Consider the following 22,564-nt stretch of genomic DNA (forward strand, 5'->3'; position numbering starts at 1 on the left):
CACGAGCCGAGGGGGCGTCAGTGTCGACGCACGAGCTCTACACCAAGGACCCGGGCGCGGACGTCTGGCAGGTTCCGGCCTCCGGCGCAGCCCGCTTCAGCTGGGAAGCCATGTTCGTCGGCCAAAAGAACGGGGCCGGCCGCGAGCGGCTCCTCGCCCTGTACCAGAAGGGCAAGGACAAGCAGTGGGACGGCGCCAAGCGCATCGACTGGGAGCTGGAGGTGGACCCGTACAACCCGCTCGGCACCCCGGACGAGGCGCTGACCCTCTACGGCACCCGGCACTGGTCGAGACTCACCGAGAAGGACAAGGGCGAGCTGCGCCGGCACTACACCGCCTGGAACTTCAGCCAGTTCCTGCACGGCGAGCAGGGTGCGATGGTGTGCGCGGCGCGGATAGTGGAGTCGGTGCCGGACCTGGACGCGAAGTTCTACTCCGCCACCCAGACGATGGACGAGGCCCGGCACGCCGAGATCTTCGGCCGCTTCCTGCACGAGAAGGTCGGGATGCTCTACCCGATCAACGACAGCCTGCAGGGGCTGCTCGGCGACACCCTGCGCGACTCCCGCTGGGACATGCCGTACCTGGGCATGCAGGTGCTCATCGAGGGGCTGGCGCTGGCCGCCTTCGGGATGATCCGCGACACGACCGACAAGCCGCTGCCGAAGCAGATCCTGGCGTACGTCATGCAGGACGAGGCCCGGCACGTGGCGTTCGGGCGGATGGCGCTGCGCGACTACTACAAGCAGTTGACGGACGCCGAGCTGCGTGAGCGCGAGGAGTTCGTGATCGAGGGCTGCTACCTGATGCGGGACCGGCTGCGCGGGGTGGAGGTGCTGGAGAACTTCGGCATCCCGCGCAAGGAGGCCGAGCAGTTCAGCGAGCAGTCGGAGTTCCTGCACCTCTTCCGGAAGCTGCTGTTCAGCCGGATCGTGCCGTGCGTGAAGGACATCGGGCTGTGGGGCGAGCGGCTGCAGAAGGCCTACCTGGACATGGGCGTCTTCGAGATGGGCAACTCCAACCTGGACCTGCTGATGACGCAGGACGAGGAGATCGCCGAGGCCCTGGACCGCGAACGGTTCGCGGCGCAGGAGGCGGACCGGGTGGCGGAGGTCGAGGCGGCCATCGCGGACGGCGCGGAGGCCGAGACCGAGGCCGCGACCGGGACCGGGACCGGGAACGAAGCCCGGTAGGGCCGGCGCTACGCCGACGGCTCCGGCGGGAACGCGCCGGCTCCCCCGCAGGGCGTTTCACTGGGCGGACGGGGGCGGCGGCCCGTACAGCGCGGCCTCCATCACCGCCCGGGCGATCGGCGCCGCCGCGCCGTTGCCGCTGATGTCCCCGCGGTGCGCCTCCGCGTCCTCGACCACCACGGCGACGGCGACCCCCGGCAGCGGCGCGTCCTCGGCCTTGGCCCAGCCGATGAACCAGGCGTACGGGGTCCCCGCGTTGCCGACGCCGTGCTGGGCGGTGCCGGTCTTGCCGCCGACCACCGCGCCCGGGATCGCGGCGCCCGGCCCGGTGCCGTTCTCCACCACCTGCACCATCAGCTCCTGCAGGCGCAGCGCAGTCGCCGGGTTCATCGCCCGGCCCAGGCTGCGCTGCTGCCCGCGCCGGACCTGGTCCCCGTCGTCCTGGGTGGTCCGGTCCACGAGGTAGGGGGACTTGAGCTCGCCGCCGTTCGCGACGGCCGCGGCGACCATCGCCATCTGCAGCGGCGTCGCCGTCGTGTTGAACTGCCCGATGGAGGACAGCGCCAGCTGGTCCGGGCTCATGTCGGTGTCGAAGTTCGACCGCGACACCCAGGCCGGCACCCGCAGCCGGTCGTCGTCGAACCCGAACCGGCGGGCCGCGTCCACCATCCCGCGCAGCCCGACCTGGACCCCGATCTTCGCCATCACCGTGTTGCAGGACCACTGCACCGCCTCCGCCATCGAGGCGTCGCGGCAGCCGGTACCCGCGTTCGGCAGCAGGGTGCTGGTGCCCGGCAGCGGGTAGGGGTCGGGGGTCTGCGTGGGCGCGTCCACATCGGTGACCACTCCCGCGTCCAGGGCCGCGGCCGCCGTCACGATCTTGAAGGTGGAGCCCGGCGGGTACGTCTCGCGCAGCGCCCGGTTCAGCATCGGCCTGGCGGGGTCCGCGTTCAGCCGCTCCCAGGCCGCCTTGACCGCCGCGCCGGTACCGGAGAGCGCCGCCGGGTCGTACGAGGGGCTGCTGACCAGCGCGAGGATCTTCCCGGTGGCGGGGTCGAGCGCGGCCACCGCGCCGCGCCGGCCCGCCAGCCCGGTGTACGCGGCCTGCTGCAGGCCGGCCCGGACGGTGGTCGCCGCGTTCCCGCCGGCCGGGCGGCCGCGGGCGAGGTCGTACCAGAGCGGGAAGGCCGAGAGCCCCGGGTCGGTGCCCGAGAGGATCGCGTCCTCGGCGCGCTCGAGGAGGCTGGTCCCGTACGTCTGCGAGGAGTACCCGGTGACCGGCGCGTACAGCGGCCCGTTCGCGTACGTCCGCTCGTAGCGCAGCATCTGGCCGCTGTCCCGGGAGCCGGTGACGGGCCGGCCGTCGACCAGGACGTCCCCGCGGGGCTGGGCGTAGCGTTCGATGGCGGGGCGCTTGTTGGCCGGGTTAGCCCCGTACGCGGCGGCCTCCCAGACCTGCACCCGGGCCACGTTGACGAGCAGGGCGACGAGCAGCAGCGCGCAGAAGTACGCGCACCAGCGGATGTACCGGATCACGCCGCGTCCCCCGCTCCGGCGGGGCCGGGCCGGCGGGCGCTGTCGCCGAGCCGGACGAGCAGCGCGACGATGATCCAGTTGGTGACGACGGAGGAGCCGCCCTGGGCGAGGAAGGGCATGGCCATACCGGTGAGCGGGATCAGCCCGGTGACTCCCCCGGCGATGACGAAGACCTGGAGCGCGACGATCGAGGCGAGCCCTGTGGCGAGGAGGCGCCCGAAGGGGTCGCGCAGGGCGAGCCCTGCACGGAATCCGCGGTCCACGAGGAGCCCGTAGAGGAGCAGGATCGCGGTGAGGCCGACGAGGCCGAGCTCCTCGCCGGCGGTGGCGAGGATGAAGTCGGACTTGGCGGCGAAGCCGATGAGGAAGGACTGGCCGTGGCCGAGTCCGGAGCCGAGGAGCCCGCCGGCTCCGAAGGCGAAGAGGGACTGGGCGAGCTGGCCGGGGCCCTCGCCGCGTTCGATGGAGGCGAAGGGGTTCAGCCAGTCCCCGACCCGGCTGTGCACGTGCGGCTCCAAGGTGCCGACGGCGTACGCGCCCAGGGCGGCCAGCAGCAGCCCGATCGCGATCCAGCCGATCCGGCCGGTGGCGGTGAACAGCATGACGACGAAGAGGCCGAAGAAGAGCAGCGAGGTCCCGAGGTCCCGCTCCAGGACGAGCACGCCGACGCTGAGCAGCCAGATCGCGAGGATCGGGCCGAGGACCCGGCCGGGCAGGAGGCGCAGCTTCCAGAAGAGCCGGCGGCCGGTGAGGGCGAGCGCGGTGCGGTTCGCGGCGAGGTAGGCGGCGAAGAAGACGGCGAGCAGGATCTTGGCGAACTCGCCCGGCTGGAAGGAGAGTCCGGCGAACCGGATCCAGATGTGGGCCCCGTTGACGGCCGGGAAGAACACGGGGACGAGCATCAGCGCGAGGGCGGCGGCCACGGAGAGGTAGGCGTACTTCTGGAGCACGCGGTGGTCGCGCAGCAGGACGACGACGAGGACGAAGAGGGCCACGCCCAGGGCGGACCAGCACAGTTGGTCCCCGGCGGCGAGATGGGCGGGGGTGGTGACGTCGAGGCGCTGGATGAGGACGAGGCCGAGGCCGTTGAGCAGGACGGCGATGGGAAGGACGAGCGGGTCGGCGTACGGGGCCCGGAAGCGGACGGCGAGGTGCGCGATCAGGGCGGCGCCGGCGAGGCCGGCGGCGTAGTGGCCGGCGGGCCGGGGGGTGTGGCCGGTGGTGGCGAGAGCGACGTAGTGGTGGCCGAGGACGGAGATGAGGACGGCCCCGGCGAGGAGCGTCAGCTCGACGCCTCTGCGTTTGGACGCGGAGCCGTCGGGGGGTGGGGGCGGGGCGGGCTCCGCCACCTCTGCCGTCAGAGCGGTCATGCGGGAAACGTAGCAAGCAGACGGATGGTATGTCCGCTTATGTCATAGAGTGCCGAAGAGTCGTCAGAACAGTCGTCAGAAACGGTCACGAGGGTACGAATGGGAGCCGCGGCACATGGGACCAGTGGAATTCATCGTCCTCGCCTTCCCGGAGGAGCAGCTGCGCGTGCCGGCGGTCGAGGCCGTGATGGGGCTGCGCAAGGCGGGGGTGGTCCGGCTCATCGACGGGCTCGTGGTCTCGAAGACGGCGGGGGGCGAGGTGCTGGCGGCGGAGTTCGACGAGTTCATGGAGCTCCAGGGGCTGCTGAGGCACCGTGAGGCCGCGCAGCTGATCGGGGCGGAGGACGTCCAGGAGGCGGCGGAGCTGCTGGAGCGGGGCAGCTGCGCGCTGCTGCTGGTGGTGGAGCACGTGTGGGCCGAGGACGCGGCGATCGCCGTACGGGCGGCGGGCGGGCGCATCGTGGGCTCGGTCCGGATCCCGCCGGAGCGGACGGGGGCGGCCTGATGTTCATCCGCCCGATCGGGGTGAGAGTGGAAGCGGCCCGCCGCCCCTCGGGCCGCCCCCTGCTCCGCGGCCTCCTCTCCCGAGCTGCGGGCCTGCCCCAGCCCGCGTCTCGGCAGGCCCGGCCCCCGGAGGCGGGAGCCGAGCCGGCGGAGCCGGGGATGGAACCGGGGGCCGAGCCGGGCGCCTTGGCCGGCGGCGAGCCGGGGGCGGGGGCCTTGGCCGGCGGCCCGACCACGGAGCCGGGGGCGCCACCCGGCGGGCTGGCCGCCGAGCTGGCGGAGCTGGCGAGGCTGGCCCGGGAGGGCCTCCTGACCCCGCAGGAGTTCAAGGAGGCCAAGACCCGCCTCCTCCACCCCTGACCGGGTGCAAGGCCGCGCCCCGGCCGGCCGCCCCTGACTCGACGCTCCGGCCGGTGCGGGCCCGCTGCGCGGAGCCGCTCCCCGCCCCGCCCTTCCCCCGTTCCCCGGGCTCCGCCCGGACCCCGCCCCCGTGCCGCGCCGTGTCGGGGCCAGCCCCCGAACCCGCGCGCCTCAAACGCCGGCGGGGCCGTCTGGTGCCGGCGGCTGCGCCGGGGGCCACCCGGGCTCCGCCCGGACCCCCGCCCGTGCCGCGCCGTTGTCGGGGGCCGGCCCCCGAACCCCCGCGCCTCAAACGCCGGCGGGGCTGGATTTCGCCGGGCGGCGGCGAACCGTGCCGGTGGCCCCCGGCAGCTGGATGCCGCGCAGCGGCAACGGGGGCCGTGTCCAGCCCACCGGCGATTGCGGCACGGGACAGCGGCGGGCCGGCGAGTGCTGGGCCGGAGGGGTGAGAGTGGGGAACTGGCCGTCCCCGGTGGGGGATTTGTCATACCGGGCGTGGCAGCATCGGCCGCCTGGAGGTGATCACATGTCACGCCGCCTGCTCCGAGCCGCCTGCATCGCCGCCGTGGTCGTCACGGCTGGGCCGTTCCCCGCCACCCATGCCAAGCCCGCCCCCGACACCCCGTCGGCCCGTGCCACCGCCCGGCAGTCCCCCGGTGCGGCGGACGCCACCACCCGCCACACCGCCCGCGGGGCGAACGCCAACCCCCCGCAGAGGTCGACCGCCGCCGGCGCCGGAGGCTCGGCCGAGCGCCAAGGCCCCGGCACCGCCGCCCGGCAGAACCCAGGCTTAAGGAGTCGCACCGCTGCCCCGCAGGGACTCGGCGCGCGTGACGCGGTCACCCCGCAGGCCGCCGATCCGGCGGATGCCGCCGCCCGCCAGGGTGCCGCCGCCACAAGCGCCACCCCACGGCAATCCCCCGGCGCCGGAGGCGCCACCGACCGGCGGACGCCAGGCGTCGGAGGCGCCGGAGGCACCACCGGGCCCCGGGCCGCCGGCGCCGGAGCGTCGGCCGAGCGCCAAGGCCCCGACGCCTCCGGCACCACCGCCCGGCGCGGCCTCGGCTCGGCGGGCGCCGCCGCCCCGCCGAGCCCCGGCGTCGCAGACGCCACCGCTCCGGAGACCACCGGCGCCGCAGAGGCCACCGCCCCCCGGGCCACCGGCTCGGCAGCTGCCGGCGAACCGGCGAGCCCCGGGGCAGCGGGCGCGCCCGCGGCGGCGGGGATCGTGGGGTTGCTGGCGCAGCTGCGAGGGCTTTACCGGCAGGCCGAAGAGGCCGCCGAGGCCTACAACGGCACCGAAGCCGCGCTCGAGGCCGGCCAGGACGAGGAGCGGCGGCTCAGTGCCGCCCTCGGGAAGGCCCGTACCGCCCTCGGGGCGGAGAAGGCCGCCGCCGGGCGGATGGCCCGGGAGCAGTACCAGGGGGCCCGCGGCTTCTCCCCGTACGCCCGGATGCTGCTCACCGGCGACCCTCAGGCCGCCCAGGACCAGCGCCGGCTCACCGCCCGTGAGGGCGCCCGCCGGGCGGGGGTGCTGGCCCGCCTCACCCGCGGCGAGCGCCGGGCCGACGTGCTCGCCACCGCCGCCCGCAAGTCCCTCGACGCCCAGCAGTCCCTGACCGCGCAGCGCAAGCAGCACAAGCAGCAGGTCGACCTCAAGCTCAAGCAGGTCGAGCGGATGCTCGCCTCGCTCAGCCCCGAGCAGCTCACCCAGCTCGACACCCGCGAGGCCGCCGACACCGCCACCGCCCAGCGGAAGCTGCTGGACTCCGGCCGGCTCGCCACCACCCCCCGTACGCCCACGGCCGCCGGCGGCGCCGCCCTGACCTACGCCGCCGAGCAGATCGGCAAACCGTACGTGTGGGGCGCCGAGGGGCCGGGGTCCTTCGACTGCTCCGGGCTCACCTCACAGGCCTGGGCGCACGCCGGCCGGTCCATTCCCCGGACCAGCCAGGAGCAGTGGGCGCAGCTCCCCAAGGTGCCCCTGGACGAGCTGCGCCCCGGCGATCTGGTGGTCTACTTCCCCACCGCCACCCATGTGGCCCTGTACGTCGGCGACGGAAAGGTGATCCAGGCCCCGCGGCCCGGCGCGAAGGTCAAGGTCTCCCCCATCGCGGCCAATCCGCTGCTCGGAGCCGTACGGCCCGATCCCGACGGGGCCCCGCTCGCCGAGTTCACCGCGCCGCCGATCCCCGAGACCTCAGGCGACGACAGCGGTTACTCCGCCGAAGCCGCGCCCACCGACGACGCGACCTCCGCCACGTAGTCCGCCGCGTCCTGCGGGTCGTAGAAGTACGCGTCGAAGTCGGCCGGGTTGTCGAAGCCGTTGGCGAAACGGTCCGCCACCGGCTGCAGCTGCCCGGCCGCGCCGATCAGGTTCAGTACGTGCTCCGGCGGGACGCCCAGCATCGCGTTCGTCCACTGGGTGACCGGCTTGCCCGTCGTGAACCAGAACTTGTCGAAGGTCGCCTTCATCCACGCCTCGTCGAAGGGCTTGTCCCCGTGCATCAGGATCGACGACAGGTACGAGGCCGCGCACTTGGACGCCGAGTTCGAACCCTGGCCGGTGATCGGGTCGTTCGCGACGACCACGTCCGCGACGCCCAGCACCACCCCGCCGCCCGGCAGCCGCCCGATCGGGTTGCGGACGACCGGTGCGTACCGGCCGGCCAGCGTGCCGCCCGCGTCCGTCAGCTCCGCCTTCTTCGCGCGCTCGTACTCCCAGGGCGTGAACTTCTCCATCAGCTCCAGCGTGAGCGCGAGGTGCTCCGCCGGGTCGTTCACCCCGCGGAACACGTCCAGCGGACCGCCCGGGAGCCCCTCCCAGAACAGGATGTCCGCCCGCCCCGACGTGGTCAGCGCGGGCATCACGAACAGCTCGCCCACCCCCGGGACCAGGTTGCAGCGCACCGCCTCCGTCTCCGGGTGCTCGGGGCGCGGCTCGAGCCCGTGCACGTACGAGACGGCCAGCGCGCGCTGCGGCGCGTCGTACGGGGAGCGCGCCGCGTCCCGCCCGAACATCGACACCAGCTCGCCCTTGCCCGCGGCGACCAGCACCAGGTCGTACGTACGGGAGAAGTAGTCCAGGTCGGCGACGGACGCGCCGTGGATCACCAGCTGTCCGCCGCGCTGCACGAAGACGTCGAGCCAGCCGGCCATCTTCAGGCGCTGGTCGACGGACTGCGCGTACCCCTTGAGGCGGCCGAGCCAGTCGATGGGGCGGGAACCGTCCGGGCCGGCCACCGAGACGCCGATGCCCTCGATCCGCGGCGCCTGCCGCTCCCAGAAGTTCAGCCCGAGGTCGCGCTCGTGCTGGAGCGCCGCGTCGAACATGACCTGCGTGGACATGATCCGCCCGGTGCGGATCTCGTCCGCCGTCCGGTTGGACATGAGGGTGATCTCGTACCCCTTGGCCTGGAGACCGAGGGCGAGCTGGAGACCGGACTGGCCGGCCCCCACGACGAGTATCTTGCGCATCTCACGTTCTCGATTCGGGTGAGCGGTTCGGCGGTTCTACGGAGTACGGAGCTAGGGAGCTATTCGGGGGTCGCGTCCAGCGCGTGGCCCACCAGCGTCAGCAGGGAGGCGACGACCGTGTCCCGGCGCCGCGCATCCATGATCACCACCGGCACGTGCGGCGGGATGGTCAGCGCCTCGCGCACGTCCTCCGGCTCGTACGCCTGCGAGCCGTCGAAGTGGTTGACGGCGACGGAGTACGGCAGCCCGCAGCTCTCGAAGTAGTCGAGGGCCGGGAAGCAGTCGCGGAGCCGCCGCGTGTCGGCCAGCACGATCCCGCCGATGGCGCCGCGCACCAGGTCGTCCCACATGAACCAGAACCGCTCCTGGCCCGGGGTCCCGTACACGTACAGCACGAGGTCGTCGTCGAGGGTGATGCGGCCGAAGTCCATCGCGACGGTGGTGGTGCTCTTGTCCGGCGTGGCCGACAGATCGTCCGTCGGGAGGCTGGCCTGGGTCATCACCGCCTCGGTGCGCAGCGGGGTGATCTCGGAGACGGACGACACGAAGGTGGTCTTGCCGACGCCGAAGCCGCCCGCGACCAGCACCTTGACGGCGACGGGTGCGCGCGAGCGGTCGTACTGCCAGGGCTGGACGGGCTCGTCGTCCACCGAGGTGACCGGGTCAGAGACGGCGAAGACCACTGAGCACCCTTTCCAGCAGCGCGCGTTCGGGGCGCCCGGGGCCGTGCCCCGTTCCGTAGACGCGTATCCGTCCCTGGTCGGCGAGGTCGCTGACCAGGACGCGGACCACCCCGAGCGGCAGCTTCAGCAGCGCGGATATCTCGGCGATGGTGCGCATGCGGCGGCAGACCTCGACGATGGCCGGCATCTCGGGCATGCGGTCGTCGGGTATGTGGTCGTCGGGCACGCCGTCACCGGGTATCTGCGGCTGCGACGCCCGGGTGTCGAGCGCGGCGACGAACGTCTCCACGTGCAGGACCTGCGTGAAGCGGGTGCGGCCGCCCGTGAGGGAGTACGGGCGGACGCGGGCGGGCCGGCGGTCGGCTCCGCGTATCGGCAGCCGGTCGGACGCGGACGCCGACGCCGAGGCCGTACTCCTCACGGGGTCTTCTCCATCGACTGGCGCAGCTCGCTGCGGACTTCGGGGGTCAGGACATGGCCGGCGCGGCCGACGAACAGGGCCATGTGGTACGCCACCACGCTCATGTCGCAGTCGGGGGTGGCGTGCACGCCGAGGAGCGAGCCGTCGCTGATGGCCATGACGAAGACGGAGCCGTACTCCATCGCGACCATCGTCTGCTTGACCGCGCCGCCGTCCATGAGCTCGGCCGCGCCGGTGGTGAGGCTGCCGAGGCCGGAGACGATGGTGGCCAGGTCGGCAGAGGCGCCGCGCGGGCCCTTGGTGCGCGCGGGGCTCTCGCCGGCGGCTCCTCCGGGGTCGGAGGACAGCAGCAGGAGCCCGTCCGAGGACACGACGGCGACGGAGTTGACGCCGGGCACCTCCTCGACCAGGTCGGTCAGCAGCCACTGCAGGTTGCGGGCCTGGGTGCTCAGTCCGTACGTACTGGGCGCGGTCATGTGCGTGCCTCCTGTGCGGTGTCCCCCTGGTCGGTGTCCTGTGCGAGCTCGGCGGCCACGACGCGCCGTCCGTCCCGCGTCCCCTGGTAGAAGCCGCCGAGCCGGCGGCGCAGCTCGTCGGCGTCGACGCGGCGCGCCGACTCGGGCGGCCGTACGGCCTCGGGGCGACGCGCGGCCACCGTGCGCGGGGTCCGCTTGGGCAGCCCCTTGTCGGTGACGGCCTCGGGTCCCGCGTCGGGGTGGCTCCCCTGGCGGGGGACCCAGTCGGCCTCGTCGGGTGCGCGCCGGTGGGGCTCCGCCGGGCCGTCGGGGGCGACGGCGGTGGCGGTCTGCCCGGGGAGCGGCAGTCCTTGTTCCGGTACGTCGGCCCGCGGGCCGGCATCGGGCAGCCGGTCGGCGGTCACCGGGTCGGGGTCGGACCCTGCGAGGGCCTCCGGTCCCGCGTCGGGGACGACCCGCGCGAGGAGCTCGTCGCCGGGATCCCGCTCGACCGGGACCTCTGCAGCCGGGCCCGCCACGGTGAACACCTGATCGGCGGGCGGCAGCTCGGGCTCCGCCTCCGCGGGCACGACCCGGGCCAGCAGCTCCTCGGCAGGAGCCGGTCCGCTCGCCGCGGTGAACACCTGATCGGCGGGCGGCAGCCCACCGTCCACCGCCAGGGCGTGCACCTCCGCATCGGGCTCCAGCCCCCCGGCCAGATCCGGCCCGAAGTCCGGGGCCAGGTCCGCACCCGAAACCTCGGCGGTGGCGCCGGTGGCCCCGCCCGGACCCGCATCCGCGTCGGCAGCCACGCCCGGACCCGGGTCCGGGACCGGCTCCGCGGCGGGCAGCGACGCCTCGTCGGCGGCCGTGGCCGCGCCGAGCTGCGCATCTGCATCTGCATCCGCATCTGCATCCGCGTCGGGCTCCAGCCCCCCGGCGGTGTCCCACTCCATGCTCCGCAGGAGCTCGGCGTCCGCCTCCGGGCCCGGGTCCTGGAAGGGGTCGGGCGTGAGCTCGGGGGCGGGGGCGGCCGCGGCCTGGGGCTCCGCGTCCCGTTCCACCGCCGGCGGCATCCTGCGGGGCGGGATGGTGTTCTCGTTCGCCTCGGCGATCACGCCCGGCAGCCGGAGCTCCGGCACGCCCGGCGTGGCGAAGGTGTGCACCGGCGAGCTCGGCGGGGTGGCCGGGAGGAGCGACGCCGGGACGACCACCAGGGCCTCCGTGCCACCGTGCCGCCCGGCGCGCAGCTCCGCGGTGACCCCGTGGCGGGCCGCGAGGCGCCCCGCCACGTACAGGCCGAGGCCCAGGCCGTGTTCCGCTTCCGGCTCCTCGTCGTACGCCTCGGGCGTGGCCAGCCGGGCGTTCAGCGCCTCCAGCCGGTCGCCGGTGACGCCGATGCCCACGTCCACGACGGACAGCACCACGTCACCCGAGTCGAGCAGCCACCCGGAGACCCTCACCTTGGCCTCGGGCGGCGAGAACGTCGTCGCGTTCTCCAGCAGCTCGGCGAGCACGTGCGAGATGTCGTCGGCCGCGTGCCCCACGACCTGGGTGAACGGGGGCAGCGCCGCCAGCTCGACGCGCTCGTAGCGCTCGATCTCGCTGACCGCGGCCCGCATGACGTCCACCAGCGGGACCGGGGCACCGGCGCCGTGGCCGTGCTCCTGTCCGGCCAGGACCAGCAGGTTCTCGTTGTGGCGGCGCATGACCGTCGCCAGGTGGTCCATCTTGAACAGGGTCGCCAGCCGGTCCGGGTCCTGTTCCCTGGACTCCAGCTCCTCGATGACCGCGAGCTGGCGCTCGACCAGGCCCAGCGTGCGCAGCGACAGCGAGACCGACGTCGTCGACATGATGCGGCGGTGCTCTTCGAGGCCCGCCCGCAGCTGCGTCAGCTCCTGCTCCAGCGCCTCCCGGCCCGAGCTCAGGGCCTCGTTGCGTCCGATGAGCCGGCGCGCGTCGGCGTCGAGGCCGGCGATCCGGGTGTGCAGGGAGACCGTCTGGTCGCGGACCGCGTTGAGGTGGCGTACGACTTCGGCGAACTCGTCGTTGCGGCCGGTGAAGCGGACCGGCTCCACCGAGCCCTCCGGGGTCGCCAGCCGGGCCGCGCCGCGGCGCAGTACGGACAGCGGCCGGGTCAGCGAGCGCGCCACGGCCGTCGAGAAGCCGACGGCGACCAGGAACAGCAGGCCGAGGACCGCGACCAGCATCTCGAGCCGGGTCACGTCGTCGTCGCGCAGGGTGGCGAGCGCGGTGGCCCGCTGCCCGGCGAGTGTGGACTCCACGGACCGCATGCGGTCGATGCGGGCGGTGAGCGCGGGGGCGACGGTGGCGCCGTCGAGCTTGCGGTCGGCGGAGGACAGCGTGGGCCGCTCGGTGAGCCGCTTGAGGTGGTCGTCGGCCGTCTTGACCTCGGGGCCGGTGACGGTGGCGGCGAGGGTCTGGCGTACGTCGGGCCGCGCGACCCGGTTGAAGTCGTCGAGGGCGGCCTGCTCCCGTACGCGGGCCCGCTGGGCGGCGGTGGTCAGTTCGTCCACGACCGCGGAGTTCGGGGGCTGCTCGCCGCGGGGGACGGCCAGCGCGGCGAGCAGCAGTCCACGGGTGGCCGAGGCCTGTTCCACGGCCTGGTCGAGGGGGGCCAGCGGGCGGTTGGTGGCGAGGGCGGCGCCGGCCCGCGGCGGGGTCAGCTCGGCGAGCCGGTCGCCCGGGGCGAGCAGTTCCGCGATGACGCCCGCGTAGGCCTGGTGGGCGGCGAGGGCGCTGCCCTTGCCGTCGACGGCCTCGCTGCGGACTGCCTGGACGCGGCCGAGGGCGAGGGCGAGCGGCTCGTCGGCCTCGTTCCGGACCTCGGCGAGCTGGCGGTCGGTGAGCGCGGTGCGCTCCTGGACGGGGCCCTTCGCCTGTGCGCCGGGGCGGCTCTTGGCCACGTACTCGACGACGGCGTCGCGCTCGTCGGCGAGGAGGTGCGCGAGGGTGAGGGTCTGCTGGGTCTGCTCGGCGAGCGTGACCAGCTGCTGGGAGTCGTTCAGCTCCCGTGTCGCGGAGACCACGGCTGGGGTGCCGGCCGCGAGGACGGTGAGGCCGGCGACGGCGACGCCGAGGACGAGCCTGCTGCGCACGCGGACGCGGCGTCCGGCGGGGGCGGGTCCGTCGATGGCGGTGCCGTTCTTCCGAGACCGCTTCTTCTGCACCGGTGCTCGCAATCCTGTACGTGTGCTCGTGCTCGTCTACTCGTGTGGCCGAGGTAACGGCCGGTCAACAAGTAAACGCCCCCTGCCTCCTCGTACCGCCTCAGACCTTTGCAGCGTGTTGGCGAGAGAGCCTGACATCGACCACCCGGCCACTCGAACGAGTGAACATCACGGATGAGTTGGCAACCAACTCGGCGGGGCGCCGCCAGAGGGCCGTCATGGGCTGGTGGTTGAAAGATCGATGGGGGCTTTGGCAATATGCCCGCCCACATCCCGCCGGGGGGCCGTGGAGCGCCTGGGACGACGGGCGGGTGGCGGCAGTCCCGCCGGCTCTGCATTGGTACGGACTTTTCGGCGCATCGCGGCCACCGGGCCCATACGGGGCGGGCAGAATGTCCGCATGCGCATCGACCTCGCCTCGGCCCCCGGCAACCCGGAACGCCCCAATGAGGACTGGCTATCGGCGGCGATACCCGCCGCGGGCGGCGGAGTCCTGGTCGCCCTGGACGGGGTCACCCCGCCGAGCGGCGAGGTGGGGTGTACGCACGGCGTGCCCTGGTTCGCGGCCCGGCTCGGGGGCCGATTGACCGAACTGTCCGGATCGCGGCGTGACATGCCGCTGGACGGGATCCTGGCGCAGGCGATCCGCGACACCGCCGACGCACACCGCGACACCTGTGACCTTTCTCACGTACGGACCCCGCAGGCGACCGTGGTGATGGCGCGCTGGGACGAGGCGTCCGTGGAGCACCTCGTGCTCTCGGATTCCGTACTGCTCCTCGAGGCGCCCGGGGGCGAGGTGACGCCGGTGCTCGACGACCGGCTGGACCGGATCCCGCGCGAGCTGCTGCGCACGCAGACCTCGGCGGACGCGCTGCGCAATGCGGAGGGCGGCTTCTTCACGGCGGCCGCGGACCCGGCGGTGGCCGCCCGCGCGGTGACGGGCCGGACCCCGCGCGAGCGGGTGCGGGCGCTGGCGGCGCTCACGGACGGGGCGAGCCGCTGGACGGACACGTTCCGGGAGGGCGACTGGGCGCAGTGCCTGGAGGTGCTCCGGAAGGAGGGCGCGGAGGGCCTGATCGGCCGGGTTCGCACCCTGGAATCCGACCCGTCCCGCCCCCTCGCCCGCGGCAAACGCCACGACGACGCCTCGGCTGCGTACGCGGAGCTGTAGCTGCTGCTGCTTCAGCCCGCGGGAGGCTACTCCGCGCCCTGGTTCAACTGGTTGAGAAGCCGCGCCAGTTCCGCGACCTCCCCCCGGTCCCAGTCGGCAAGCTTGCGCATGTACTGCTCGCGCCGGGCCCCCCGCACCCGCAGGAACCGCTCCCGCCCCTCGTCCGTGAGCCCGACCAGGAACGCCCGGCCATCCGCCGGGTCCGGTTCCCGCGCCACCAGCCCCAGCACCTCCAGCGCTCGCAGCTGCCGGCTCATGGTGGCCTTGCCGACCCCGAAGTACGCGGCGAGCTCGGTGGCCCGCTGGCGGCCCGCGGCCTCCAGCCGGACGAGCAGCCCGTACGCGGCGGGCTCCAGCTCGGGGTGCAGGGCGCGCGCCATCTCCCCGGAGGAGGCCCTGGCGCGCCGGAGGAAGACGGACAGCTCCCGCTCCAGCGCAAGGAACTCCTGGTCTTCACTACCGTGCACGTCCGCTCCCATCGGTGGTGTCCTGAGGCACCAGTATTTCGCAGCGGGTACGGCGACGGCCCGGGACCCCGCCGTAGAGGGGGCCCGGGCCGTACACACGCGCACCAGGCGGTACCGGGCCGGGATCAGGCGGCCGCGGTGACCACGGCCTCCGCCTGACTGAGCGCCAGTTCCAGGACCTGGCGTACGTCCGTCACCGGGTGCACCTCCAGCCCCTCCAGCACCTCGGACGGGACGTCGTCCAGGTCTGCCTCGTTCCGCTTCGGGATGATCACGGTGGTCAGGCCCGCCCGGTGCGCGGCGAGCAGCTTCTGCTTGACCCCGCCGATCGGCAGGACGCGCCCGGTCAGCGAGACCTCGCCGGTCATGGCCACGTCGGTCCGGACCTGCCGGCCCGACAGCAGCGAGGCCAGCGCCGTCGTCATCGTGATGCCCGCGCTCGGCCCGTCCTTCGGGACCGCGCCGGCCGGGAAGTGGATGTGCACGCCCCGGTCCTTCAGGTCGGCGACCGGGAGCTCGAGCTCCGCGCCGTGCGAGCGCAGGAAGCTGAGCGCGATCTGCGCGGACTCCTTCATCACGTCGCCGAGCTGCCCGGTCAGGGTGAGCCCGGCCGCCCCCGTCTCGGGATCGGCCAGCGATGCCTCGACGAACAGGACGTCGCCGCCCGCGCCGGTCACCGCGAGCCCGGTGGCCACGCCGGGGACGGCGGTGCGCCGCTCGGCGGGGTCCTGAGCGGACTCCGGGACGTGGTGCGGGCGCCCGATGAGCCCCCGCAGGTCGTCGGCGCCGACGCGCAGCGGCAACTCCCGCTCCCCCAGCTCGTGCTGGGAGGCCACCTTGCGCAGCAGCCGAGCGATGGACCGCTCCAGGGTGCGCACGCCGGCCTCGCGGGTGTACTCGCCGGCCAGCCTGCGCAGCGCGTCCTCCTCCAGGACGACTTCCTCGGCGCCGAGACCGGCCCGCTCCAGCTGGCGCGGCAGCAGGTGGTCGCGGGCGATGACGACCTTCTCGTCCTCGGTGTAGCCGTCGAGCCGGACGAGCTCCATGCGGTCGGCGAGCGCCTCGGGGATGGCTTCCAGGACGTTGGCGGTGGCCAGGAAGACGACGTCGCTCAGGTCCAGCTCGACCTCCAGGTAGTGGTCCCGGAAGGTGTGGTTCTGGGCGGGGTCGAGCACCTCCAGCAGTGCGGCCGCCGGGTCCCCGCGGAAGTCCGACCCAACCTTGTCGATCTCGTCGAGCAGGACGACCGGGTTCATGGACCCGGCTTCCTTGATGGCCCGTACGATCCGGCCGGGCAGCGCGCCGACGTACGTACGCCGGTGGCCGCGGATCTCGGCCTCGTCGCGGACACCGCCGAGGGCGACACGCACGAACTTGCGCCCCATGGCGTGCGCGACGGACTCCCCGAGGGAGGTCTTGCCGACGCCGGGCGGCCCGACGAGCGCCAGTACGGCGCCGCCCCGCCGACCGCCGATGACGCCCATGCCGCGCTCGGAACGCCGCTTGCGCACGGCGAGGTACTCGGTGATGCGGTCCTTCACATCGCTCAGCCCGGCGTGCTCGGCGTCGAGGACGGCCCGGGCCCCGCGGATGTCGTACTCGTCCTCGGTGCGCTCGTTCCAGGGCAGTTCCAGCACGGTGTCCAGCCAGGTGCGGATCCAGGAGCCCTCCGGGGACTGGTCGCTGGACCGCTCCAGCTTGTCGACCTCCTTGAGCGCGGCCTCCCGTACGTTCTCGGGGAGGTCGGCGCCCTCGACGCGGGCCCGGTAGTCGTCGGACTCCTCGCCGTCCTTCTCCCCGTTGATCTCGCGCAGTTCCTTGCGTACGGCTTCCAGCTGGCGGCGCAGCAGGAACTCGCGCTGCTGCTTCTCGACGCCGTCCTGGACGTCCTTGGCGATGGACTCGGCGACGTCCTGCTCGGCGAGGTGGTCGCGGAGCCAGGAGATGGCCAGCTTGAGGCGTGCCACGGGGTCGGCGGTCTCGAGCAGCTCGACCTTCTGGGCCACGGTCAGGAACGGCGAGTACCCGGAGTTGTCGGCGAGCGCGGACACCCCTTCGATCTGCTGGACCCGGTCCACGACCTGCCAGGCCCCGCGCTTCTTGAGCCAGCTGGTGGCGAGCGCCTTGTACTCCTTGACGAGCTCGGTCACCGACCCCGGCAGCGGATCGGCCAGTCTCTCGTCGACGCTCTCCCCCTCGACCCAGAGCGCCGCCCCGGGCCCGGTGGTCCCGGCCCCGATCCTGACGCGGCCGACACCGCGGATGAGCGCCCCGGGATCCCCGTCGGAGAGCCGTCCCACCTGCTCGACGGTCCCGAGCACACCGGTGCCGGCGTACTTCCCGTCGACCCGCGGCACGAGCAGCACCCGGGGCTTCCCGCTCCGGACCGCCGCCTGGGCAGCCTCGACGGCCCCCCGTACCTCGGCATCGGACAGGTCCAGCGGAACGACCATCCCAGGCAGCACGACCTCGTCGTCAAGCGGCAGCACGGGCAGGGTGAGCGTTACGGACGTCGAAGCCATGATCTTCCCTCCGGCAGTGAAGTTGAGCTATGCCGACTCAATGCATGTGCGCCCCCCAATGTTCCCCAACCCCCGTTCGCCCCGGGCGAACACGGATTCCGCCGGCGGCTGCGCCTGGAAGACCCGTAGCGGCGGTCAGCCCGCCGGGGCGATGAGGATGTCGCCCGAGGTGGTGTGGACCGAGAGGTGGGACGGGGCCTTCGGAGTGGTGGGGAGGGTGTCCTGGTTGCCCGACGTGGTGGCCGTCGTGATCTCGTACGGGGCCTGCGGGACCGTCAGCGTGACGTCGCCCGAGCTGGTTTCCGCCGTCGCCGAGGTCGGCGGCTTCGTGAACACGAGCCGGGCGTCGCCCGAGGAGGCGCGGACATCCGCAGTCGGGCCGGCCAGGCCGGTGGCGGTGACCGACCCCGACGACGTACGGACCTTCAGCGGACCGGCGATGCCCTCGGCCTTCACGTCGCCGGAGGAAGAGACGAGGTCGGCCGCCGCCACACCGGCCACCGTGACGTTGCCGCTGCTGCTCTCCAGCTTGACCGTGGCCGAGGCGGGGACCTCCAGGCGGTAGTCGATGTAGCAGGTGTCGGAGCAGCCGTCCGTGAACGTGAGGACGCCTCCCGAGACCCGCTGGGCCGGCTTCGGTGCCGCGTCGCCCCGGTAGTGGACCGTCCGGTGGATCGCGACCCCCGGGCCGGCGGCGGGGGTCACCTCGATGGAGCCGCGCCGTGCGTCCTTCACCTCGACCGCCGTGACGGCCTCGGCGACCGTCGCGTCGGCGTTCGCCGTCTTCTGCTCGGTGTCCTCGAAGGTGCAGCCGGAGAGCAGCAGTCCGGCGGCGAGGGCGACAACCACCGCCTGGCTGAAGCGGAATGACGTGATGTGGGAAGGCATGCGCATTACTCTGGTGCGCCGCCGGGCGTCTGCCGATGGGGGCCGTACCCGGCCTCGGGGTGGGGTTATCCCCCGCCGGCCGGGCTCAGATGCCGATCGCTCCGTCGATCCGCTCGCGCAGCAGGTCCGCGTGGCCGTTGTGGCGGGCGTACTCCTCGATCATGTGGATCAGCACCCAGCGCAGCGACACCTTTCCCCGCCACGCCTCGTCCTCGCCCTCCACGTCCAGGTCGGGCGCGGCGGCCGTGAACGACTCCGCGAACGCCACCTCGTCCCGCCAGGCCTCCCAAGCCGCCGCGACGGCGGCCGGGCCGGAGCCGGCCCCGTCGAAGTCGCCGTCCGGGTCCGCCGCCGACGAGAACAGGGCCGGCGCCTCCTGCCCGGCCAGGACCTGGCGGAACCAGCGGCGCTCCACCTCGGCAAGGTGCCGGACCAGGCCGAGCAGCGAGAGCGTGGACGGCTCCACCGCCCGCAGGGACAGGGGCCCCGGCTCCAGGCCGGCGCACTTCAGCTCCAGCGTCGCGCGCTGCGCTCCCAGGACGTCGGTGAGCATGGCCCGCTCGTCGCCCGTCGTGGGCCCGGTGAAACGGTCCTCGGACGCTCCGAAGAACTGCCCCCGTCGGCCCGTGACCGCGGGCCGCTCCGGGCGCATGGCCCAGTCCGTCCACGAGCCGTCGTACACCGCCAGGGAGGAGTAGCCGGCCAGCGTGGCGCCCAGGGCCAGGACGCACGCCGTCACTCCCGAGCCGCAGCTGAAGTACAGCCGCTCCCGGTCTCCGGTCAACGCGGCGAAGGCCTCGCGGAGTTCCCCGGCGGGCCGCATCAGGCCGCCGTCCCGCTGGAGGTCCCCGAACGGCAGGTTCACCGCGCCCGGCATGTGGCCCCCGCGCAGCCCCGCCCGCGGTTCCGGGGCGGCGGCGGTGAAGCGTTCGCGCGTACGGGCGTCCAGTACGACCGCCGCCGGATCGGCGAGGGCCGCACCGACCGCATCCGCGTCCACCAGCAGCCCCGTCCGCGGGTGGGCCGTGAAGGATCCGCGCGGGCCCTCGTACGCAGGACCGCACGCCTCGACGGGCAGGCCGGCGGCGGTCCACGCAGGCAGCCCGCCGTCGAGGACGGCGGCCCGGTCGAAGCCCATGGCGCGCAGCATCCACCAGGCCCGCGCGCTGGAGTAGATGCCGGCGCCGTCGTAGACGACGACGGTGCTGGTGTCGTCTACGCCGAGCGCGCGTATCGCCTCCTCGAACGCGGCGGCCCGGGGCATGGTGTGCGGGGCGGGGGCGTCGTGGTCGGACAGGACGCCGTCGAGGTCGAAGGGCCGCGAGCCCGGGATCCGCCGGTCGGCGCCGCGGTGGGCGCCGACGGAGGCGTCGAACACGACGAGCCCCGGCTGGCCGAGCCGGGCGGCCAGCCAGTCGGCTCCGACCAGCGGTCCGGGCAGGGCGGCGGCGTCAGCGGCGTCGGCAGAGCGGGACGGGGTCATACGGCACCTCCGGGTGCGTCGGCGGGCCCGAAGACGAAGCGGGCCGTCGCACACATCCTCCTACGAGGGCCGCGCGCCCCTGCAAAGCGGCTTGCCGGTAAGGGAGTTGGCGAGGATCCTGCGCCCTACACCAAGGCTTGGGGGGAGCCGTATGGCCAAGAGTGTCTCGGCGCGCTCGTGCTGCTCGGCCTCCTCGTGGTGCAACTGGGCGGCGTCATCCTGGCGAAGTGCGCCACACCGCCGCACGGCCAGCCACGTCAGATGGACGTGCTCCCGGTGGCCGAACCTCTCGACGCTCGCCATCACTTCGGCCATCAGCGTGTCGAAGGCGGGCGTGGTGTCACCGGTCGGCGTCCCGGTCTGGTGCGGGGTCATGCGGAAACCTCTGTCATTGCCTGCAGGGCGGCGCGCAGGCCGGCGATCGCGTCGGCGGGCAGTCGGCCGAGTGCGCGCTGCTCCAGGTCGGTGATGGCCTGCCGGATCGTGGCGGCGGCCGGCCGTCCGGAGGACGTGAGCTCGATGAGCACCGCCCGACGGTCCCCCGGGCGGGTGCCCCGGGTGATGTGGCCGCGCCGTTCCAGCCGGTCCAGCACGCTGGTCAGCGTGGTGGGACGGGTGCCCACGGCCGCTCCCAGTTCGGACACGGTGCGCCCGCGGCCGTCGGCCAGGTTGGCCAGCGCGTTGATCTCGGAGGCGGTCAGGTCCAGGTCGACCAGCTCCGCGGCGAGCACCTGAAGGGTGGCGTGGGTGGCCCGCTGGAGGGCCAGCAGGGCCGACCACCCGGATGGCACGGTTTCGGAGTTCACGATTTCGGACTATACGATTTCGTACTATCGGCTGCAAGCCGGGGCCGGCCGCTGTCGGATCGCTAGGGTGCGGCCATGGATCCGGAAACGATCACTGTCCTGGACGGCCGCGAGTGGACCCCCGATCCGGAGCCGGTCCACCGGATCCTGGCGGACCTGGTCGCCGGCGGCGCGGCGCTCGGCTGGGTCGACCCGCCCTCCCCGGACGAGGTCGCGCAGCTGCTCGACCACGTGCTGGAGGCGGCCCGGTCCGGTGATGCGGCCCTGCGCGTCGCCTACCTGGGCGGCCGCCTCGCCGGACTGGGCTACTGGCTGCGCTACGCCCGGCCCACGCACCGGCCGCACGCCGATCTGGAGAAGGTCGCGGTGGACGCCGCCGCCCACGGGCGCGGCATCGGCCGGGCTCTGACCGCCGCGTTGATCGAAGATGCCCGGTCCGCGGGCATCGAGGTCCTCACGCTGGACGCCCGGGGCGACAACACCCACGCCCTGGGGCTCTACCGCTCACTGGGCTTCACCGAGTACGGCCGCCTGCGCGACTTCGTCGCCGTGGGGGACCGCCGCTACGACAAGGTGTTCTACATGCAGGACTTGCGCGGCTAGCGCGCGGCCCGTGCGGGCACGGCGGTTCGGCGCATACGGAAAAGCGGCCCCTTACGGGCAGCGCCCCGGCTGCGCGTAGACCGCGATCCGGGCGCCCCGGACCTCGTCCACCGAGCAGAGGTCGAAGTGCGAGGCCAGCGTCTGGCGTTTGACCGCCTCGCGGGGGTACGGGTCCAGCGGCTGGCCCGCCGGGTCCAGCAGGGCCACCACCCGCGGGGCGTCCACCAGGCGGGTCCAGATCTCCGCGGTCGGCAGCTCGGCGCCCTGGAGGCTGTGCGAAGCCGCCGGGGTGCGGGCCAGGGCCAGGTCGCGCAGGCTCCCGTACAGCTGCGGCGAGGACAGCAGCCACTCGCGCCGCCGCGACGGCATGAACAGCACCGCGTCCCCCGGCCGGGCCCGTTCCCGGACCGCGGCGGCCACCGCGAGGACGTCGTCCTTGCGGCTCTCCGGGGTCCGCAGCCACACCGACCACCACCCGAACGGCACCAGCAGGGCGGCCACCAGCAGCCACGGCCACCACCCCCGCGCCGCCGCCAGCCGGGTCCCCGCGAGCAGGGCGAGCCCGGCCAGCGCGTAGAGCACGTACCGGTCGACGTACCAGGGGTGGACGAGGGAGACCGCCATCAGCAGCCCGGGCGGCAACAGGGCCAGCGGCACCGCCACACGTACGAGCTCCCGCGGTACCGAGGCGCCCCGCGCGAGCAGCAGCACCGCGGCCGCGACCACCCCGTACGCCGCCCAGTCCTGCCAGCCCGGCCGCCCGAGCCAGCCCAGCTGCTGCTCCGCCTGGCGGGCGCTCACCACGCCCAGCGGCAGCAGCAGGGCCGCCACCGCCGCGGCGCTCCACCGCCAGCCGCGCGAACGCCAGGCGCCGACCCCGTGCGCGAGCAGGGCCAGTACGGCGAACTCGTGCAGCCAGCAGCCGATCAGCAGGACCACGGCGTACGCGACCCACCGCTCGCGCAGCATCAGGTACGTCGCCCACACCACGGCCGCCGCGACGAGGGCGTACGAGCGTCCCTCCTGGGCGTACATCTGCACGGGCGGCAGCACGGCGTAGGCCACGCCGGAGCACAGTGCGGCCCGCTCCCCCGCGAGCCGGTGGGCGACGGCGGCCACCCCGGCGGCCGCGAGGGCGGTGGCGGCGACGGAGGGCAGGCGCAGCGCCCACAGGCCGCCGGCCTCCGGCCCTCCGCCGTCCCAGACCTGGAAGACCGCGTGCATCAGCAGGTAGTACAGCCCGTGCACGGCGTCGACCTGCCCGAGCAGTTCCCAGATCCCGCCGAGCGGCCGGTGCGCGACCTGCCAGGTGACGGACTCGTCGCGCCACATGCCGGCGCGGCCGCCCGCGCCGCCGCGCTCCAGGCCCCAGAGGCCGAGGAGGAAGGCGAGCAGCGGCGGCAGCCGGCGCCAGGCGGCGATGCGGCGGAT

The 22,564-nt window shown here is 74.0% G+C and carries 20 protein-coding genes and 1 pseudogene; 6 read left to right on the forward strand and 15 right to left on the reverse strand.

Annotation, left to right across the window (positions count from 1 at the left end):
- Positions 1 to 20 precede the first annotated feature (20 nt).
- Positions 21 to 1,193 (forward strand): ferritin-like domain-containing protein, encoded by a 1,173-nt coding sequence (locus OHT74_RS12915; protein WP_328620308.1) that lies wholly within the window; start codon positions 21 to 23, stop codon positions 1,191 to 1,193.
- Between the two features lie 57 nt (positions 1,194 to 1,250).
- On the opposite strand, the gene OHT74_RS12920 is transcribed toward OHT74_RS12915, so the two are convergent.
- Entirely contained in the window at positions 1,251 to 2,729 is a 1,479-nt protein-coding gene (locus OHT74_RS12920; RefSeq protein ID WP_328620309.1) for a penicillin-binding transpeptidase domain-containing protein, read from the reverse strand.
- Positions 2,726 to 4,099: an FtsW/RodA/SpoVE family cell cycle protein gene (locus OHT74_RS12925; protein ID WP_328620310.1), complete on the reverse strand. Its 1,374-nt coding sequence runs from the start codon at positions 4,097 to 4,099 to the stop codon at positions 2,726 to 2,728. The genes OHT74_RS12920 and OHT74_RS12925 overlap by 4 nt, the downstream gene beginning before the upstream one ends.
- Positions 4,100 to 4,214: 115 nt before the next feature.
- On the opposite strand from OHT74_RS12925, the gene OHT74_RS12930 reads away from it, so the two are divergent.
- From OHT74_RS12930 to OHT74_RS12940, 3 genes are all read left to right on the forward strand, one after another.
- Positions 4,215 to 4,604 (forward strand): DUF6325 family protein, encoded by a 390-nt coding sequence (locus OHT74_RS12930; protein ID WP_266663789.1) that lies wholly within the window; start codon positions 4,215 to 4,217, stop codon positions 4,602 to 4,604.
- The gene (locus tag OHT74_RS12935) at positions 4,604 to 4,963 is read left to right on the forward strand and encodes a hypothetical protein (protein ID WP_328620311.1); all 360 of its coding nucleotides are present in this window, start codon (positions 4,604 to 4,606) and stop codon (positions 4,961 to 4,963) included. Before OHT74_RS12930 ends, OHT74_RS12935 begins: the two co-directional genes overlap by 1 nt.
- Positions 4,964 to 5,489: 526 nt before the next feature.
- Entirely contained in the window at positions 5,490 to 7,229 is a 1,740-nt protein-coding gene (locus tag OHT74_RS12940) for an NlpC/P60 family protein (RefSeq protein ID WP_328620312.1), read from the forward strand.
- On the opposite strand, the gene OHT74_RS12945 is transcribed toward OHT74_RS12940, so the two are convergent.
- Genes OHT74_RS12945 through OHT74_RS12965 form a run of 5 tightly spaced genes read right to left on the reverse strand, consistent with a single transcriptional unit; the run spans position 7,181 to position 13,190 of the window.
- Positions 7,181 to 8,440, reverse strand: a complete 1,260-nt coding sequence (locus tag OHT74_RS12945; RefSeq protein ID WP_266663799.1) for a styrene monooxygenase/indole monooxygenase family protein — start codon at positions 8,438 to 8,440, stop codon at positions 7,181 to 7,183. The two genes, OHT74_RS12940 and OHT74_RS12945, sit on opposite strands and share 49 nt — an antisense overlap.
- A 59-nt stretch (positions 8,441 to 8,499) precedes the next feature.
- Positions 8,500 to 9,123, reverse strand: a complete 624-nt coding sequence (locus OHT74_RS12950) for a GTP-binding protein (protein ID WP_328620313.1) — start codon at positions 9,121 to 9,123, stop codon at positions 8,500 to 8,502.
- Positions 9,104 to 9,544, reverse strand: a complete 441-nt coding sequence (locus tag OHT74_RS12955) for a DUF742 domain-containing protein (protein WP_328620314.1) — start codon at positions 9,542 to 9,544, stop codon at positions 9,104 to 9,106. Before OHT74_RS12955 ends, OHT74_RS12950 begins: the two co-directional genes overlap by 20 nt.
- Positions 9,541 to 10,020: a roadblock/LC7 domain-containing protein gene (locus OHT74_RS12960; RefSeq protein ID WP_266625506.1), complete on the reverse strand. Its 480-nt coding sequence runs from the start codon at positions 10,018 to 10,020 to the stop codon at positions 9,541 to 9,543. Before OHT74_RS12960 ends, OHT74_RS12955 begins: the two co-directional genes overlap by 4 nt.
- Entirely contained in the window at positions 10,017 to 13,190 is a 3,174-nt protein-coding gene (locus OHT74_RS12965) for a nitrate- and nitrite sensing domain-containing protein (protein WP_328620315.1), read from the reverse strand. Before OHT74_RS12965 ends, OHT74_RS12960 begins: the two co-directional genes overlap by 4 nt.
- A 400-nt stretch (positions 13,191 to 13,590) precedes the next feature.
- Here OHT74_RS12965 and OHT74_RS12970 point away from each other — a divergent pair, with 400 nt between their 5' ends.
- On the forward strand, positions 13,591 to 14,364 hold the full coding sequence (locus OHT74_RS12970; RefSeq protein WP_328620316.1) for a protein phosphatase 2C domain-containing protein: 774 nt from the start codon (positions 13,591 to 13,593) through the stop codon (positions 14,362 to 14,364).
- 26 nt (positions 14,365 to 14,390) lie between these two features.
- Here the strand turns inward: OHT74_RS12970 and OHT74_RS12975 are convergent, their stop codons facing one another.
- The 7 genes and pseudogenes from OHT74_RS12975 to OHT74_RS13005 all read right to left on the reverse strand — a co-directional run bounded on the left by OHT74_RS12975 (position 14,391) and on the right by OHT74_RS13005 (position 20,530).
- Entirely contained in the window at positions 14,391 to 14,843 is a 453-nt protein-coding gene (locus tag OHT74_RS12975; RefSeq protein ID WP_399243853.1) for a MarR family winged helix-turn-helix transcriptional regulator, read from the reverse strand.
- A 113-nt stretch (positions 14,844 to 14,956) separates the two neighbouring features.
- On the reverse strand, positions 14,957 to 17,353 hold the full coding sequence (lon, locus tag OHT74_RS12980; RefSeq protein ID WP_266663809.1) for an endopeptidase La: 2,397 nt from the start codon (positions 17,351 to 17,353) through the stop codon (positions 14,957 to 14,959).
- Positions 17,354 to 17,488: 135 nt separating this feature from the next.
- Complete coding sequence (locus OHT74_RS12985) at positions 17,489 to 18,241, reverse strand: DUF4097 family beta strand repeat-containing protein (protein ID WP_328620317.1); 753 nt, start codon at positions 18,239 to 18,241, stop codon at positions 17,489 to 17,491.
- A gap of 85 nt (positions 18,242 to 18,326) precedes the next feature.
- Complete coding sequence (locus OHT74_RS12990; RefSeq protein WP_328623309.1) at positions 18,327 to 18,794, reverse strand: DinB family protein; 468 nt, start codon at positions 18,792 to 18,794, stop codon at positions 18,327 to 18,329.
- A gap of 69 nt (positions 18,795 to 18,863) precedes the next feature.
- Positions 18,864 to 19,724: pseudogene (locus OHT74_RS12995) on the reverse strand (sulfurtransferase); the annotation flags it as partial.
- A 60-nt stretch (positions 19,725 to 19,784) separates the two neighbouring features.
- Positions 19,785 to 20,099 (reverse strand): hypothetical protein, encoded by a 315-nt coding sequence (locus OHT74_RS13000; protein WP_328620318.1) that lies wholly within the window; start codon positions 20,097 to 20,099, stop codon positions 19,785 to 19,787.
- A complete protein-coding gene (locus tag OHT74_RS13005) occupies positions 20,096 to 20,530 on the reverse strand; it encodes a MarR family winged helix-turn-helix transcriptional regulator (protein WP_328620319.1) in 435 nt (144 codons plus the stop codon). The genes OHT74_RS13000 and OHT74_RS13005 overlap by 4 nt, the downstream gene beginning before the upstream one ends.
- Before the next feature lie 75 nt (positions 20,531 to 20,605).
- Between OHT74_RS13005 and OHT74_RS13010 the strand changes: the two genes are divergently transcribed.
- Positions 20,606 to 21,133 (forward strand): GNAT family N-acetyltransferase, encoded by a 528-nt coding sequence (locus OHT74_RS13010; protein ID WP_266663817.1) that lies wholly within the window; start codon positions 20,606 to 20,608, stop codon positions 21,131 to 21,133.
- Positions 21,134 to 21,184: 51 nt separating this feature from the next.
- Here the strand turns inward: OHT74_RS13010 and OHT74_RS13015 are convergent, their stop codons facing one another.
- Positions 21,185 to 22,465 carry a hypothetical protein gene (locus OHT74_RS13015; protein WP_328620320.1) on the reverse strand — a complete coding sequence of 427 codons (1,281 nt, stop codon included), beginning with the start codon at positions 22,463 to 22,465 and terminating at the stop codon, positions 21,185 to 21,187.
- Positions 22,466 to 22,564: the final 99 nt, after the last annotated feature.

Origin of the sequence: Streptomyces sp. NBC_00354, assembly GCF_036106915.1 — a bacterium.
Classification (GTDB): domain Bacteria; phylum Actinomycetota; class Actinomycetes; order Streptomycetales; family Streptomycetaceae; genus Streptomyces.

Bases quoted from the DNA above. Each gene is read 5' to 3' on its own strand.
- OHT74_RS12925 (WP_328620310.1), bottom strand. From the start codon at position 4,099: ATGACCGCTCTGACGGCAGAGGTGGCGGAGCCCGCCCCGCCCCCACCC.
- OHT74_RS12930 (WP_266663789.1), top strand. From the start codon at position 4,215: ATGGGACCAGTGGAATTCATCGTCCTCGCCTTCCCGGAGGAGCAGCTG.
- OHT74_RS12935 (WP_328620311.1), top strand. From the start codon at position 4,604: ATGTTCATCCGCCCGATCGGGGTGAGAGTGGAAGCGGCCCGCCGCCCC.
- OHT74_RS12940 (WP_328620312.1), top strand. From the start codon at position 5,490: ATGTCACGCCGCCTGCTCCGAGCCGCCTGCATCGCCGCCGTGGTCGTC.
- OHT74_RS12945 (WP_266663799.1), bottom strand. From the start codon at position 8,440: ATGCGCAAGATACTCGTCGTGGGGGCCGGCCAGTCCGGTCTCCAGCTC.
- OHT74_RS12960 (WP_266625506.1), bottom strand. From the start codon at position 10,020: ATGACCGCGCCCAGTACGTACGGACTGAGCACCCAGGCCCGCAACCTG.
- OHT74_RS12970 (WP_328620316.1), top strand. From the start codon at position 13,591: ATGCGCATCGACCTCGCCTCGGCCCCCGGCAACCCGGAACGCCCCAAT.
- OHT74_RS12975 (WP_399243853.1), bottom strand. From the start codon at position 14,843: ATGGGAGCGGACGTGCACGGTAGTGAAGACCAGGAGTTCCTTGCGCTG.
- lon (WP_266663809.1), bottom strand. From the start codon at position 17,353: ATGGCTTCGACGTCCGTAACGCTCACCCTGCCCGTGCTGCCGCTTGAC.
- OHT74_RS12985 (WP_328620317.1), bottom strand. From the start codon at position 18,241: ATGCCTTCCCACATCACGTCATTCCGCTTCAGCCAGGCGGTGGTTGTC.
- OHT74_RS12990 (WP_328623309.1), bottom strand. From the start codon at position 18,794: ATGCTCACCGACGTCCTGGGAGCGCAGCGCGCGACGCTGGAGCTGAAG.
- OHT74_RS13000 (WP_328620318.1), bottom strand. From the start codon at position 20,099: ATGACCCCGCACCAGACCGGGACGCCGACCGGTGACACCACGCCCGCC.
- OHT74_RS13010 (WP_266663817.1), top strand. From the start codon at position 20,606: ATGGATCCGGAAACGATCACTGTCCTGGACGGCCGCGAGTGGACCCCC.
- OHT74_RS13015 (WP_328620320.1), bottom strand. From the start codon at position 22,465: ATGTGGCGCGACGAGTCCGTCACCTGGCAGGTCGCGCACCGGCCGCTC.